Source organism: Rhodanobacter panaciterrae (assembly GCF_014651895.1).
GTDB lineage: Bacteria > Pseudomonadota > Gammaproteobacteria > Xanthomonadales > Rhodanobacteraceae > Rhodanobacter > Rhodanobacter panaciterrae.
Map to the genome: position 1 here is coordinate 123,262 of NZ_BMXT01000001.1, position 14,596 is coordinate 137,857.

The 14,596-nt window shown below is 63.6% G+C and carries 15 protein-coding genes; 8 read left to right on the forward strand and 7 right to left on the reverse strand.

Annotated elements, in window-relative coordinates:
• Positions 1 to 50: 50 nt before the first annotated feature.
• The 3 genes from IE071_RS00570 to tpx all read left to right on the forward strand — a co-directional run bounded on the left by IE071_RS00570 (position 51) and on the right by tpx (position 2,356).
• Positions 51 to 1,298, forward strand: a complete 1,248-nt coding sequence (locus IE071_RS00570; protein WP_189439249.1) for an NnrS family protein — start codon at positions 51 to 53, stop codon at positions 1,296 to 1,298.
• Positions 1,299 to 1,391: 93 nt separating this feature from the next.
• Entirely contained in the window at positions 1,392 to 1,829 is a 438-nt protein-coding gene (locus IE071_RS00575; protein ID WP_189439250.1) for a hypothetical protein, read from the forward strand.
• Between the two features lie 26 nt (positions 1,830 to 1,855).
• Complete coding sequence (tpx, locus tag IE071_RS00580) at positions 1,856 to 2,356, forward strand: thiol peroxidase (protein WP_189439251.1); 501 nt, start codon at positions 1,856 to 1,858, stop codon at positions 2,354 to 2,356.
• A gap of 41 nt (positions 2,357 to 2,397) precedes the next feature.
• On the opposite strand, the gene IE071_RS00585 is transcribed toward tpx, so the two are convergent.
• Both IE071_RS00585 and gap read right to left on the reverse strand, forming a co-directional pair.
• On the reverse strand, positions 2,398 to 2,805 hold the full coding sequence (locus IE071_RS00585) for a group III truncated hemoglobin (protein WP_189439252.1): 408 nt from the start codon (positions 2,803 to 2,805) through the stop codon (positions 2,398 to 2,400).
• Positions 2,806 to 2,998: 193 nt separating this feature from the next.
• Positions 2,999 to 4,003, reverse strand: coding sequence for a type I glyceraldehyde-3-phosphate dehydrogenase (gene gap / locus IE071_RS00590; protein ID WP_189439253.1), 1,005 nt, complete (start codon positions 4,001 to 4,003; stop codon positions 2,999 to 3,001).
• A 180-nt stretch (positions 4,004 to 4,183) separates the two neighbouring features.
• Between gap and IE071_RS00595 the strand changes: the two genes are divergently transcribed.
• From IE071_RS00595 to IE071_RS00610, 4 genes are all read left to right on the forward strand, one after another.
• Positions 4,184 to 5,023: a S1/P1 nuclease gene (locus IE071_RS00595; protein ID WP_189439254.1), complete on the forward strand. Its 840-nt coding sequence runs from the start codon at positions 4,184 to 4,186 to the stop codon at positions 5,021 to 5,023.
• Positions 5,024 to 5,057: 34 nt separating this feature from the next.
• Complete coding sequence (gene pyk / locus IE071_RS00600) at positions 5,058 to 6,533, forward strand: pyruvate kinase (RefSeq protein ID WP_189439255.1); 1,476 nt, start codon at positions 5,058 to 5,060, stop codon at positions 6,531 to 6,533.
• Between the two features lie 97 nt (positions 6,534 to 6,630).
• The gene (locus tag IE071_RS00605) at positions 6,631 to 7,071 is read left to right on the forward strand and encodes an energy transducer TonB (protein ID WP_189439256.1); all 441 of its coding nucleotides are present in this window, start codon (positions 6,631 to 6,633) and stop codon (positions 7,069 to 7,071) included.
• Positions 7,072 to 7,218: 147 nt separating this feature from the next.
• Positions 7,219 to 8,223: a class I fructose-bisphosphate aldolase gene (locus tag IE071_RS00610; RefSeq protein ID WP_189439257.1), complete on the forward strand. Its 1,005-nt coding sequence runs from the start codon at positions 7,219 to 7,221 to the stop codon at positions 8,221 to 8,223.
• Between the two features lie 121 nt (positions 8,224 to 8,344).
• Here IE071_RS00610 and IE071_RS00615 read toward each other — a convergent pair whose 3' ends face one another.
• The 3 genes from IE071_RS00615 to IE071_RS00625 form a co-directional block, all read right to left on the reverse strand.
• Positions 8,345 to 8,695, reverse strand: coding sequence for a hypothetical protein (locus IE071_RS00615; protein ID WP_189439258.1), 351 nt, complete (start codon positions 8,693 to 8,695; stop codon positions 8,345 to 8,347).
• A gap of 133 nt (positions 8,696 to 8,828) precedes the next feature.
• Positions 8,829 to 9,422 carry an outer membrane protein gene (locus IE071_RS00620; protein WP_189439259.1) on the reverse strand — a complete coding sequence of 198 codons (594 nt, stop codon included), beginning with the start codon at positions 9,420 to 9,422 and terminating at the stop codon, positions 8,829 to 8,831.
• A 213-nt stretch (positions 9,423 to 9,635) separates the two neighbouring features.
• Positions 9,636 to 10,301, reverse strand: a complete 666-nt coding sequence (locus IE071_RS00625) for an outer membrane beta-barrel protein (RefSeq protein WP_189439260.1) — start codon at positions 10,299 to 10,301, stop codon at positions 9,636 to 9,638.
• A gap of 266 nt (positions 10,302 to 10,567) precedes the next feature.
• On the opposite strand from IE071_RS00625, the gene tkt reads away from it, so the two are divergent.
• A complete protein-coding gene (tkt, locus tag IE071_RS00630) occupies positions 10,568 to 12,577 on the forward strand; it encodes a transketolase (RefSeq protein ID WP_189439261.1) in 2,010 nt (669 codons plus the stop codon).
• A 67-nt stretch (positions 12,578 to 12,644) separates the two neighbouring features.
• On the opposite strand, the gene IE071_RS00635 is transcribed toward tkt, so the two are convergent.
• Together IE071_RS00635 and IE071_RS00640 are read right to left on the reverse strand one after the other, a co-directional pair.
• Positions 12,645 to 13,283, reverse strand: a complete 639-nt coding sequence (locus IE071_RS00635) for an HAD hydrolase-like protein (protein WP_189439262.1) — start codon at positions 13,281 to 13,283, stop codon at positions 12,645 to 12,647.
• Positions 13,283 to 14,449: a phosphoglycerate kinase gene (locus IE071_RS00640; RefSeq protein WP_425503413.1), complete on the reverse strand. Its 1,167-nt coding sequence runs from the start codon at positions 14,447 to 14,449 to the stop codon at positions 13,283 to 13,285. Before IE071_RS00640 ends, IE071_RS00635 begins: the two co-directional genes overlap by 1 nt.
• Positions 14,450 to 14,596: the final 147 nt, after the last annotated feature.

Here is a 14,596-nt window from a genome sequence, read left to right on the forward strand (position 1 = left end):
AGGGCGGCACGCATCATGGCGGATCGTTCCCACTCGGTCTGGCTCGCGTCATGTCTGAATCATCGACTGCAAAGGCCAAACCGGCCACGTTCGCGGAGTTGCCGGCGCTGCTGACGTCGGCGCCGCATCGGCTGCTGTTTCTGGCCGGTTCCGTCGCGGTGCTGCTCAGCATGGCGTGGTGGGCGTTGGAGCTGACCTGGATGCGTTTCGGGCTGGGCAGTTGGCCGCAGCCGTCGATACCGCCGGGCTGGGCGCATGCGATGTTGATCCAGTACGGCATGTTTCCGCTATTCATGTTTGGCTTTCTGTTGACCGTGTTTCCGCGCTGGTTGCATCGGCGGGCGTTGCCGCGGGCGTGCTATGTGCCGGTGGCCGGCTGCGTGTTCGGCGGTTACGTGCTGGCGAACGTGGGCCTGCTCGATCTGCCGTGGTTGCTCAAGCTCGGTTTTGTCGTGATGCTGGCCGGCTACCTGATCGGCGGCTGGACGCTGGCGACGGTGCTGCGTGCGTCCGAGGATCGTGATGATCACGCGCGCTCGTGCCTGCTCGCGCTGGGGTTCGGCACGCTGGGCCTGCTCGCGTTTCTGGTCTATCTGTTTGGCGGCCCGGTGGCGTGCGCGATGCTGGCGATCCGGCTGGGCACGTTCGGTCTCTTGTTGCCGATCTTCTTCACGGTGACGCACCGCATGCTGCCGTTCTTCAGCGGCAATGTGGCGAAGGACTACGTAGTGGTGCGTCCGCGCTGGAGCCTGACGCTGGTGTGGGTGCTGCTGTTGACGCACGCGCTGCTGGACTGGCGCGGTGCGCTGGGCTGGCTGTGGCTGGTGGATATTCCGCTGGCGCTGGTGTTCGGTTGGCACGCGCTGGCGTGGCAACCATGGAAGGCGCGGCGGCCGGGTTTGCTGGCGGTGCTGCATCTGGCGTTTGCGTGGTTGCCGCTGGCGTTCGTGCTGTTTGCGGTGCAGGACGTGATTTACGCGATCAACGGCCAGCAGCTGCTCGGTCGCGCGCCGTTGCATGCCTTGGCGATCGGCTATTTCGGTTCGATGCTAGTGGCGATGGTTACGCGCGTGACCCAGGGTCATTCGGGTCGGCCGCTGCAGATGGGTGCGGTGGCGTGGCTGTGCTTCGGCTTGCTGCAGATCGTGGTGCTGCTGCGTATCCGTGCCGAGCTGGGCGGTGATGTTTACTGGTGGCTGGCGATCGCAGCGTACGGTTGGCTGCTGGCGTTCCTGCCGTGGGTGCTGCGTTCGGTGTGGATTTATCTGACCCCGCGGGTAGACGGCAAGCCGGGTTGAGGCGCCAGCGTAGCCATGCGCACCTGATCCAAATCAGCGCGTCTACCAATGATGACATGCAGACTTCGCTGATGACGTCCCGGGAGAATGCGCATGGCTGCTTGGTATCCGTGGATCGTGTTGCTGCACCTGTCCTGCGTGATCGTGTTTGTTGGCGCAGTGGCGTTCGAGGTATTGGTGGTCGAGTCGCTGCACAAGCACTTCGATGCCGCCATCATGCATCGCATCGAGCAGGCGGTGATCGCGCAGGTGCGCCGGTTCATGCCGGTGGTGGTGATCGTGCTGTTCGTCAGCGGCGGCCTCCTGTTTGATATCCGTTGCGATGGTTTCGGCTGCGTCGGCTCGCGCTTCGGCAACCTGTTGCTGCTGAAGGTGCTGCTGGCGTTCGGCGTGCTTGGTGTGTTCGTCAATGCGATGTGGGCGTCACGGCGTGGCAGCATGGACGTCTGCCGGTTCCGGCACACCCACCGCATCGTGCTGGTCCTGATGATCGGGATCGTCTTTCTGGCCAAGACCATGTTCTACTTGTAGGCCGTTTTTTCCTCACGAGGTGCAACATGTCCAACGTCACGCTCAAGGGTCAGCCGATCCGCATCAACGGCCAGTTTCCGGTGGTGGGTACGCCGGCGCCGGCGTTCACCCTGGTCGGCGGCGACCTGTCCGATGTCACGCTGTCGAATTTTTCCGGCAAGCGCAAGGTGCTGAACATTTTCCCCAGCGTCGATACGCCGACCTGTGCCATGTCGGTGCGCCATTTCAACGAATCGGCGAGCCAGCTCGACAACACCGTGGTGCTGTGCATCTCGGCCGACCTGCCGTTTGCGCAGGCGCGCTTCTGTGGCGCCGAAGGGCTGAAGCAGGTCATCAACCTGTCGCTGATGCGCGGTCACCAGTTCCTCAACGACTACGGCGTGGCGATCGTCAGCGGCCCGCTGGCCGGCCTGGCCGCGCGTGCAGTCGTGGTGCTGGACGAACACGACAAGGTGATCCACGCCGAACTGGTCGGCGAGATCGCGCATGAGCCGAACTACGACGCGGCGCTGAAAGCGCTGGCGTGATGGCGCAGGAGCGCACTCGGTGCGCTCCTGCGGAGCTTTTCTCAGCGGCTGATGCCCACGATCGGCACGCCGAACGGGTGTGCCTGCGGACGCAGGCCGAGTCCGAGCTTGAGGCTCTGGCCGATGCGCTGGGCATATTCCAGCATCTGCGCAGCATGGGCTTCGTTCAGCTCCTCCGCACAGGTTTCGCGCCATAGCGTGAGCCAATGATCGAAGTGTTCGGCGCGGATCGGATGCGGCCGATGCGCCGCCATCGGGTTGCCGCGATAGCTGCTTGCACGCAATGCCACCGAGGCCCAGAACGAGGTCAGCAGGTGCTTGTGTTCGTCCCAGTCATGCACGGCCGCGTTGAACACCGGGCCGAGTTCCGGATCGAGCCGCACTTTTTCGTAGAAGCGGTCGACCAAAGTGGCGATCGCAGACTCGTCGAATGGAGTCGATGGGTTCATGGCGAGCATCGTGGGTCGCGATTGCAGAGCGTGCTTGAAATATGTACTGCGCTGGGGCCACATCGGTGTGGTGAAGGGCAGCGTTGCGATTCTGCGCCGTTCGCGAGCCAGTCGCGCTGATCTGGATCAAGGCCGTCATTAACGAAAAAGCCGCACCAAGGGGTGCGGCTTTTCATTTCGGGGATGGCACGCCTTATTTGGCCGCGACCACGCGCACCATTTCCAGGCACTTGTTCGAGTAGCCCCACTCGTTGTCGTACCAGCTGACCAGCTTGACGAAGGTGTCGTCGAGCGCGATGCCGGCTTCGGCGTCGAAGATCGAGGTGTGTGCGTCACCGCGGAAATCGGTGGCGACGACCTTGTCGGTGGTGTAGCCGAGGATGCCCTTCAAGGCGCCTTCGCTCTGTGCCTTCATCTCGGCGCAGATCTCGGCATAAGTTGCGGGCTTTTCCAGTTCGACGGTGAGGTCGACCACGGACACATCCGACGTCGGCACGCGGAAGCTCATGCCGGTGAGCTTCTTGTTGAGCTCGGGAATCACCACGCCGACAGCCTTGGCGGCGCCGGTGGAGGAGGGAATGATGTTCTCGAGGATGCCGCGGCCGCCGCGCCAGTCCTTGTTGCTCGGACCATCGACCGTCTTCTGCGTCGCAGTGGCGGCGTGCACGGTGGTCATCAGGCCACGCTTGATGCCCCACTTGTCATTGAGCACCTTCGCGATCGGCGCGAGGCAGTTGGTGGTGCAGCTGGCATTGGAGACGATCGCCTCGCCCGCATACTTCTTGTCGTTGACGCCGTAGACGAACATCGGTGTGTCGTCCTTCGACGGTGCGGACAGGATCACTTTCTTGGCGCCCGCATCCAGATGCTTCTGCGCGGTGACCTTGTCCAGGAACAGGCCAGTGGACTCGATCACCACGTCGGCGTTCACCTCGTTCCACTTCAGGTTGGCCGGATCGCGCTCCTGGGTCAGCCGGATGGTCTTGCCGTTGATCACCAGGTGGCCATCTTCCACTTTGACATCGCCCTTGAAGCGGCCATGCACCGAGTCGTAGCTGAGCATGTAGGCCAGGTAGTCCGGCTCGAGCAGGTCGTTGATCGCCACGATCTCGATGTCGTTGCCGAAGTTCTGCACGGCGGCGCGAAGCACATTGCGACCGATGCGGCCGAAGCCGTTGATGCCGACCTTGATGGTCATGGGTGAACGTCCTCCAGAAGGGAATGAAAACGTGGCCGCGGCAAGCGGCCGGCAAAGCCGCAATTTTACAGCCAATCGGCTCCCGGCGCTCGCTGCGGCTGGCATGCCTTTGCCGGATCGCGCCATAAATTCCGAACCGACTGTGGCAGACTGCCGCGATTGCCTCGAAGGACCATTCGCATGAGCTTTACTCGCCGCGCCACCACTGCCCTGCTTGCCTGCCTGCTGGTCGCACCGGTACAGGCATGGGGACCGCTCGGTCACAGCGTGGTGGCCGAACTGGCGCAGCGCCATCTGAGTCCGGCGGCCGAGGCCGAGGTCGAGCGGCTGCTGGCGCCGGAACATACCCAGTCGCTGGCTGATATCGCCAACTGGGCCGACCAGGTGCAAGACGATCCGGCGCGCGCCGCCCTGTGGAAACAGACCCGCGCCCAGCACTACATCAATTTCCGTGGTGGCAGCGATTGCGATTACGTGCCGCCGCGCGACTGCCGCGACGGTCGCTGTGTGGTGTCGGCGCTGCAGTACTACGTAGGTGTGCTGGGCGATCGCAGCCAGCCGGATGCCGCGCGCCGCGAGGCGCTGAAATTCGTGGTGCATTTTGTCGGCGACATCCACCAGCCACTGCACGCCGGCTATCTTGACGACAAGGGTGGCAACACCTATCAGGTGCAGTTCGACGGCAAGGGCAGCAACCTGCACAAGGTGTGGGACTCGGGCATGTTGCGCACCCGCGGCATCGAATGGCAGGCCTATGCGCAGCAGCTCGACTCGCCGGTTCCGGTCGCGATGCCGATGCCGATTGCGCCGCTGGACAACCCTTACGCGCAGTGGGCCGAAGAGTCCTGTCGGATCACCGCCGAAGCCGGTTTCTATCCGGACGGCCACAGCATCAGCGCAGCTTATGTGAGCGCCGAATTGCCGGTGGCCGAACAGCGTCTGCGCGAAGGTGGTCGGCGCCTGGCCGAGGTGCTCAATCTCGCCCTGCAGGGTGATGCGCCGGCAGCTGCTGGCGGCTGACGAAGCACGCGGATAGTTCTGCTAGGCTCCCTGCATGACTACTGAAACCCCCACACGCCGTACCAAGATCGTTGCCACGCTCGGGCCCGCCACCGACGCGCCGGGCATGCTCGAAAAAATCATCGCCGAAGGTGTCGACGTGGTCCGGCTGAACCTGTCGCATGGTCAGCCGGACGATCACCGCGCACGTGCCAACGCGGTACGTGTGGCGGCGGCGGCGGCCGGGCGCGAGGTCGGCGTGCTGGCTGATCTGCAGGGGCCGAAGATCCGCATCGAGACGTTCGCGAACGGGCCGGTGGAATTGGTCGACGGCGCCTCGTTCGTGCTGGATTGCCGCCCCGATGCGCCGCCCGGCGATGTTTCCCGCGTCGGCGTCAGTTACTACGAATTGCCGCAAGACGTGCATGCAGGTGACGTGTTGCTGCTGGACGACGGTTTGGTCGCGTTGACCGTGCTGGCCGTGGTTGGCGCCGAAGTGCGTTGCCAGGTGCTGATCGGCGGCAAGCTGTCCAATCGCAAGGGCCTCAACCGGCAGGGCGGTGGATTGTCGGTCACGGCGCTGTCGGACAAGGACAAGGCCGATATCAAGCTGGCTGCCGAGATCGGCGCGGATTTCCTGGCGGTGTCGTTCGTGCGCTCGGCCGATGACATGCATCAAGCGCGTCGATTGCTGCATGAGGCCGGCGGCAACGCGTCGCTGGTGGCGAAGATCGAGCGCGCCGATGCGATCCCGGTACTGGGCGAGATCATCGACGCCTCCGACGTGGTGATGGTGGCGCGCGGCGACCTCGGCGTGGAGATCGGCGATGCCGAGCTGCCCGGCCTGCAGAAGAAGATCATCCGCGAATCGGTGCAGCGCAATCGTGCGGTGATCACCGCCACCCAGATGCTGCAGTCGATGGTGCGTTCGCCGATCCCGACCCGCGCTGAGGTGCTGGACGTGGCGAACGCGGTGATCGACGGCACCGACGCAGTGATGCTGTCGGAGGAAACCGCGGCCGGCGCGCATCCGGACAAGGCAGTGGCGGCGATGCGCCGGATCTGCCTCGGTGCCGAGCGCCAGTTCGAGCCGAAGGAAGACCTGACGGGCACCAATCACCAGATGAACCGCACCGATCAGGCGATCGCACTGGCTGCGATGGTGCTGGCCGGCCAACTGGGTGTGCGCGCGATCGTGGCGTTGACCGAGTCCGGTGCTACCGCGCAGTGGCTGTCGCGCTACCGCAGCGCGGTGCCGATCTACGGCATGTCGCCGTTCGCGGCCGCGCGTCGGCGCATGCAGGTGCTGCGCGACGTGCAGCCGGTAGAGTTCAGCCATGGCGAGAAGCAGAGCATGGCCTCCTCCACCCGCGCCGCGGTGCAACTGTTGTTCGAGAAGGGCAAGCTGGTCGAGGGCGACAGTGTGGTAATCACCTACGGTGACCGCGTCGGCCACGTCGGCGGTACCAACACGCTGAAACTGCTCTCGGTCGGTGCCGGCGGCACGATCGAGAGCCTGCGCGATCTTTGATGCTGTCTGGCAGCCATCTGACTGGCTGCGGTCGGCAGCTCCCGATCCGCCGGACGGTTACACTCTCAACTTGGTGCAATGTGCGCAGGAGATCGCCATGAAAACGATGTTTCGCCCGTTTCGTCAGACTCTGTTGCTGGCATTGGCGCTGGGCTTCGTCGCGCCGTTGCTGGCGCAGTCGCGCAAGGTCGACCAACAGGATCTTTACCGCTACTGGATCCTGTTGAATACCAAGGTGCAGATGGATGCGCCGAACAGCGGGTTGAATCTGGACAAGCCCGGTTGTGCGGCGGTGACCTATACGATCGGTTCCAACGGCGTGCCGATGGATGTGCAGGTGGTCAAGGTTGTGCCCAAGAGCGACCTGGGCCCGGTAGCGCGCAGTGCGGTTTCCAATTTCCGCTACGGTCCGTCGCTGAGCAACCGCATCGGTGATCCAGTCGCCACCTATTACGTGGTGCCGTTCAACTCACCGCAGGATCCGGCGCAGCGTCAGCAGTTGATGGACGCGTGCAAACTGCCCGGTTACACGCCCTGAATCGGCATTGACACGGCGCCAGCGGGCCCGGCGGCGGCCGATCGCGCCGATCTGGCCTATAATTGACGTTTTTAACCATGCCGCTTCGCTCTCGAGGCGGTTTCAACCTTGTGCGGGCACGCATCGTCCTCGCTATACGGAGTCGTCATGAGTATTGAAGATCTCGAAAGCATCGCCTTGGCGATGGTCGCGCCCGGCAAGGGCATCATCGCCATCGACGAGTCGACCAACACCATCAAGAAGCGTTTCGAGGCCGTCGGCATCGAGAACACCGAAGAGAATCGCCGTGCCTACCGCGAGTTGCTGCTGACCACGCCGGGCCTGAACGAGCACATCTCCGGCGCGATCCTGTACGACGAGACGATCCGTCAGTCGACCAAGGACGGCGTGCCGTTCACCCAGCTGATGAAGAAGCTCGGCATCATCCCGGGCATCAAGGTCGACAAGGGCCCGCAACCGCTGGCCGGCTTCCCCGGCGACGTGGTCACCGAAGGCCTCGACGGCCTGCGCGAACGCCTGCAGGAATACGCCAAGTTGGGCGCACAGTTCGCCAAGTGGCGCGCGGTGATCAACATCTCCGAAGACAACCCCAGCTCCACCGCGATCGAGGCGAACTGCCACGTGCTGGCCCGTTACGCCGCGCTGTGCCAGGAAGCGGGCATCGTGCCGATGGTCGAGCCAGAAGTGATCATGGACGGCGACCACAGCATCGAAGTCAGCTACGAAGTGCACGAGGCCGTGCTGCGCAGCCTGTTCAACGCGTTGTACGAGCAGAACGTGATGCTGGAAGGCACCATCCTGAAGGTCAGCATGGTCATCCCGGGCAAGGATTCGGACGAGCAGGTCGACGTCGAGGAAGTCGCCGAGGCCACCGTGCGCGTGCTCAAGACCACGGTGCCAGCCTCGCTGCCGGGCATCGTGTTCCTCTCCGGCGGTCAGACCGACCTGCAGTCGACTGCGCATCTGAACGCGATGAACCAGATCGGTCCGCATCCGTGGCCGCTGTCGTTCTCCTACGGTCGTGCCATGCAGCAGGCGGCGCTGAAGTTGTGGGCGAAGGATATGAAGGCGAACTACGCCGACGCACAGAAGACCGTGCACGCCCGCGCCCGCGACAACGGCCTGGCAGCGCTGGGTCAGTGGAAGGGCTGATCGAGCGGGGACGTATTTCTAGCGCGACTCAGCGCTCGCGATGTAAATAAAACGGGCGCCTTAAGGCGCCCGTTTTATTTACATGGTTCTCAATGGATCTGTAGCGGTATTCGGCGACGAGCTAGCTTTGCTTGCCGCACGATTTTAGATCAATAGCTTTGCGAACTGCTTCTTTCTCGCCCCTGATATTTGCAAGCTCTGATGCCTCGACGCCATCACCTTGACCATAACCAAGCCAGAAAGCCTGAACTTTACTTGATTTGCGGCGCTGCTCTTGAGCGATTACAAGCTGATCCTCGCGCCGAGCCAGAGTGTTGAGTTCTATGCCGAGGCGTGGGCAATCATAAGGCTCGTATTTGAGCTCAGACGTATACGACGGAGTGATTTGGGATGGCTGAGTTGCCAAGTTGAAACAACCTCCGAAAAGCGGCGTAAAAGCGGCGATCAATGCGATGCGCGAAATGATTTTCATAGTGGCCCCTGTGCCATTTGGTGAAGCTATTGCATAGATGAACGTAACATATTGCGATTTTGACAAACAGGGTCGCAAATAAAAACGGGCGCCTTGCGGCGCCCGTTTCGTTTCTTTCCATGTTGCAGACGGATCAGAAGCGGTATTCCGCGCTGGCCGAGACCATGTCGGTGCTCAGATCAACGTTGCGCTTCTGCGCGTCGAAGTAGTCGTAGTTCAGACCGACACTGAGGTTGCTGGTGATGTTGTAGCCCACACCGGCACCGGCGTACCAGCTGTTGTCGCTCAGGCCCTTGCGGACCGGATTGACGTCGTTGCTCATGCCGTGGCCGGTCCAGCTGTAGAGGCCGGCGCGACCGCTGAGGTACCAGTTCGGGCTCAGGTCAAGGTGGGCATTGGCACCGGCGGTCCAGCCGTGCAGCTGGGACTTGCCTGGGGCGATCACCGGCTGGCTGTTGAAGACGTTCTTGGCGTGGATGTTGCCCAGATCGTTGTAGCCCACTTCGGCGCCCAGCGAGAAGTTCGGCGCCAGCGACCAGCGGTAGCCGCCGTTGAGGGCGTAGCCGGTGTCATGGCCGTCGTACGGACCTTGGTTGATGGAGGTGCGGCCGACGTTACCGTTGATGAACCAGCCGCCGTTGTCGGTCGGCGCGCTCTGCGCAAACACGGCAGGAACGGCCAGCAGGCCGGCGGTGGTGAGGGCGAGGGCAAGCAGGGTCTTTTTCATTTTGAGATGCTCCAGTTGTCATGGCAGTCGGCCCGAAAGGGGGGAGTGGCCGCTGCTGAAGGTGCGCTGCCCAAGTCAGGCGGCGACACTTGTACCGTTAGATGGGGTGCTGGCTGAAAGATTCAATACCGACTAGTTCAGTATTAAGCCAAGGTTAATGCAGCGCGCAAAGATGGCGCGGAAATGAGCCTCCGCACCATTCGTTGCGTATCTTCAGAAGCGATATTCCGCCGTCAGCGATGCGGTATCGGTGGACAGGCTGACGCGGTCCTTCTTGGCGTGGAAGTAGTCGTAGGACAGGCCCAGGCCAAAGTGCTCGCTGAAGTCGTAGCCCACGCCGGTGCCGGCGTAATAGTCGACCTTGTCGAGGTCGTGCCGATTGATGCTCTGGTTGTCGTAGCCCTGACCTTTCCAGCCGTACACGCCGGCGCGGCCGCTGAGGTACAGGTCTTGCCACACGTTGATCTTGCCGTTCACGCCGGCAGTCCAGCCGCGCAGGGCATTGCGCTGCGAGGTCAGGTTGACGTCGTTGCTGTTGAAGGCGTTCTTCAGCTTGAAGTTGCCCAGGTCGTTGTAGCCGACATCGACGCCGAGACCCAGATCCTGGCCCACTTTCCAGCGGTAGCCACCGTTGATCGCATAGGTGGTCGGGTGGTCGTTGTACGGGCCCTTGTTCAGATGCGCCTGGCCGACACTGCCGTCGACAAACCAGTTGCCACTGCCGACCGGCTGATTCGGCTGATAGTTGCCGCCAGCGGGCTGGGTGCTGCTGGTTGTCGTGTCAGGCGTTGAGGATGCCGGTGCCGCGTCCTGCGCCAAGGCGGGCAGGGCAAGCAGGCTGGTAGAGGCGAGTGCAAAGGCAAGCAAGGTCTTTTTCATGGGGTTCTCCTTCTTATAGACAACGCACCGTCGGGCACTTGGGGACGTGCGCAGACGGTGGCGCGCGGAAGCCACGCGCCGGCCATTGAACGCATTCCAGCCTGAAGCTCGGCGGTATCCGCTCCGGAGAAATTAAGGATGAGTTAATTCACGGCACACTATTCGCGCGCATCGAAAAGTAGTGTGCAGACGAGGTGACCGGGGCGACAGCGCCAGGTCGGATCGGCGACAATCAGCGTTTTGCCAAGCCTTCCGGAGATGTGCCGATGACCACCCGCCGCGAACTCGCCAACGCCGTGCGCGCCCTTGCCATGGACGCCGTGGAGGCGGCCAAGTCCGGTCATCCGGGCATGCCGATGGGCATGGCGGATATCGCCGAGGTGCTGTGGAACGATTTCCTGCAGTTCAATCCGGCCAATCCGAAGTGGTTCAACCGCGACCGCTTCGTGCTCTCCAACGGCCACGGCTCGATGCTGCAGTACGCGCTGCTGCACCTGACCGGGTTCGACCTGCCGATGGATCAGCTCAAGCACTTCCGTCAGCTGCACTCGAAGACTGCCGGCCATCCGGAAGCCAGCGAAACCCCGGGCGTGGAAACCACTACCGGTCCGCTCGGCCAGGGTCTGGCCAATGCGGTCGGCTTCGCGCTGGCGGAGAAGGTGCTGGCGGCGCATTTCAACCGCGACGGGCATGCCATCGTCGATCATCACACCTACGTCTTCCTCGGCGACGGTTGCCTGATGGAAGGCATCTCGCATGAAGTCGCTTCGCTGGCCGGCACCTGGCAGCTGGGCAAGCTGGTCGCGATCTACGACGACAACGGCATCTCGATCGACGGCGAAGTGCACGGCTGGTTCACCGACAACACGCCGGCTCGTTTTGAAGCGTACGGCTGGAACGTGATCCGTGGTGTCGATGGCCATGACGCCGAGGCGGTGAAGAAGGCGATTGCCGCCGCTACTGTGCAGAACGACAAACCCACCCTGATCTGCGCCAAGACCATCATCGGCTTCGGTGCGCCACACAAGCAGGGCAAGGAAGAAAGTCACGGCGCGCCGCTGGGCAAGGACGAGATCGCCGCCGCTCGTGCGCAGCTGGGCTGGAACTACGCGCCGTTCGAGATCCCCGCGGAGATCTACGCCGGTTGGGATCACAGAAAGTCAGGTAATGAAGCCGAACAGGCCTGGAACGACGCGTTCGCGAAATACGCTGCGGCGCATCCGGAGCTGGCCGCTGAATTCAAGCGCCGCCTGGCCGGCGAATTGCCGACCGACTGGGCCGCGAAGTCGCAGGCGTATATCGCAAAGCTGCAGGCGGAAGGTCCGGAAGTCGCTACGCGCAAGGCCTCACAGATGACGTTGGACGCGTTCGGTCCGCTGCTGCCGGAACTGATCGGCGGTTCGGCCGATCTGGCCGGCTCCAACTTGACCAAGTGGAAGGGCAGCCTCGATGCCGCCAACGGCAACAGCGCGGACGGCAAGGGCAACTACGTCTACTACGGCGTGCGCGAATTCGGCATGACCGCGATCGCCAACGGCCTGGCGCTGCACGGCGGCTTCATTCCGTACGATGCCACCTTCCTGGTGTTCTCCGACTACGCACGCAACGCAGTGCGCATGAGCGCGCTGATCCCAGCGCATGCGATCCACGTCTACACGCACGATTCGATCGGTCTGGGCGAAGACGGCCCGACGCATCAGCCGGTCGAGCACATGGCCAGCCTGCGCTACATCCCGAACAACCAGCTGTGGCGCCCGTGCGACGCGGTGGAGTCGGCGGCGTCATGGAAGGCGGCGATCGAGCGCAAGGGCGCGCCGTCGTGCCTGATCTTCTCGCGACAGAACCTCAAGCATCAGCAGCGCAGCGAGCAGCAGGTTGCCGACATCATGCGTGGCGGCTATGTGCTGTCCGATCCGCTGGACACGAAGTTCCAGGCGATCCTGATCGCCACCGGCTCGGAAGTGGAGCTGGCGATGGAGGCTTCGCGCGCATTGGCCCAGCAAGGCATCGCGGCACGCGTGGTGTCGATGCCGTGCACCGAGGTGTTCGATGCGCAGCCGCTGGAATACCGCGAAGGTGTGCTGCCGGGCTGGTGCCGCGCGCGCGTGGCGGTGGAAGCGGCGACGGCCGACTTCTGGTGCAAGTACGTGGGCCTGGACGGCGAGGTGGTCGGCATGACCACGTTCGGCGCGTCGGCGCCGGCACCGCAGTTGTTCGAGCACTTCGGCTTCACGGTGGCGCATGTGATCGATGCGATGAAGCGCGTTATCCGCTGAGCATCCGCGACGGATACAAAAAAGGCCGCGGTTATGCCGCGGCCTTTTTTCATGTGCGGCATGGAATTCAGCCGAGCAGCAGTCTGGCCAGTTCGTCCGGTGTCGCGGCGATCGCGCTGGCGCCGGCTTGTTCCAGTTCGGCACGACTGCCGAAGCCCCACAGCACGCCGAGACCGCGTACCTGGTTGGCGACCGCGCCGTCGATGTCGAAGTGGCGGTCGCCGATCATTACCGCATCGGCCGGGTCGGCATCGAAGTCCGTCAATGCCTCGGCAATCATCGAGGCCTTCTCGCTGTGCGGGCTGTCGGGATGCGGACCGTACAGGCGCAGGAAGGCCTCACCGAACGGCAGGTGGGCAATGATCGGCGCAGCATGTCGTTGCGGCTTGCTGGTCACCACGGCGAGCTGATGGCCGGCGGCGAGCAATCGCTCGATCAGCGCTTCGATGCCCGGATAGATTTCATGCTCGCGCCAGCCGTGCGTGTTGAAGCGCTCGTGGTAGAACTCGACGGCCGCCTCGATCCGCGCGGCGTCGTGATCCAGCAGTGGCGCGAAGCTGTGCCGCAGTGGCGGGCCGATCCAGCCACGCAGTTCCCCATGCGCCGGCGCGGGAACATCCAGTCGTGCCAGCGCATGTTTCACGCACGCGGTGATGCCGTGCTCGGAATCGATCAGGGTGCCGTCGAGGTCGAACAGGCAGAGCATTACTTCGCGGCTCGCGCCTTCAAGGCGGTGACCGCCGGCAGTTCCTTGCCTTCGAGGAATTCGAGGAAGGCGCCGCCGCCGGTGGAGATGTACGAGACATCATCGGCAATGCCGTATTTGTCCACCGCGGCCAGCGTGTCGCCGCCACCGGCGATCGAGAATGCGCTCGAGGCGGCGATGGCGCGCGCCAGCGTCTCGGTGCCCTTGCCGAATGCATCGAACTCGAACACGCCGACCGGACCGTTCCACACCACCGTGCCGGCCTTGGCGATCATTTCGGCGTAGCGCCTGGCGGTCTCCGGCCCGATATCGAGGATCATCTCGCCGGCGCCGACCTGGTCGACCGGTTTCACCGTGGCCGGGGCCTGCGCGGAAAACGCTGGCGCCACCACCACGTCGACCGGCATCGGCACTTCGGCGCCGCGGCGTTTGGCGTCGGCCAGCACTTTTTTCGCGGCATCGATCAGGGCCGGCTCGTACAGCGAGTTGCCGACCGAATAGCCCATCGCGACGATGAAGGTGTTGGCGATACCACCGCCGACGATCAGCTGGTCGACTTTGCCGATCAGGTTGTCGAGCAGGGTCAGCTTGGTCGAGACCTTGGAGCCGGCGACGATCGCCAGCAGCGGATGCGCCGGATGCTCCAGCGCCTTGCCCAGCGCGTCGAGCTCCGCCGACAGCAGCGGGCCGGCCGCAGCGATCGGTGCGAACTTGATTACGCCATGAGTCGAGGCCTGTGCGCGGTGCGCGGTGCCGAACGCGTCCATCACGAAGATGTCGCACAGTGCGGCGTACTTCTTCGCCAGCGTCTCGTCGTCCTTGCCCTCGCCGACGTTCATGCGGCAGTTTTCCAGCAGCACTACTTCGCCGGCAGCGACTTCGACGCCATCGAGATAATCGGCCACCAGCCGCACCGGCGTGCCGAGCTGCTCGCGCAGCCACGCGGCGACCGGCGCCAGCGAGGACTCGGCGTCGAACTGGCCTTCCTTCGGTCGGCCCAGGTGCGACAACACCAGCACGCGTGCGCCGACATCGCGGGCGGCCTTGATGGTCGGCAATGCGGCGTCGAGGCGCTGGGTCGAGGTGATCTGGCCGTGGTCGTCGATCGGCACATTCAGGTCTTCGCGGATCAGCACGCGCTGGTCGCGCAAATCAAGGTCACTCATGCGGATGACTGACACGGCAGAACTCCAGTAGTGGGTTGAGTTCGCCCTGGGTGGGCGGCAACCGCCTATTGTCCGACGCGTTGCCTGTCGACGCAAACGCCGGCCGGCCACGCAGGGTGCCCGAAGGCGGCGTTGCGGTTGGCCATG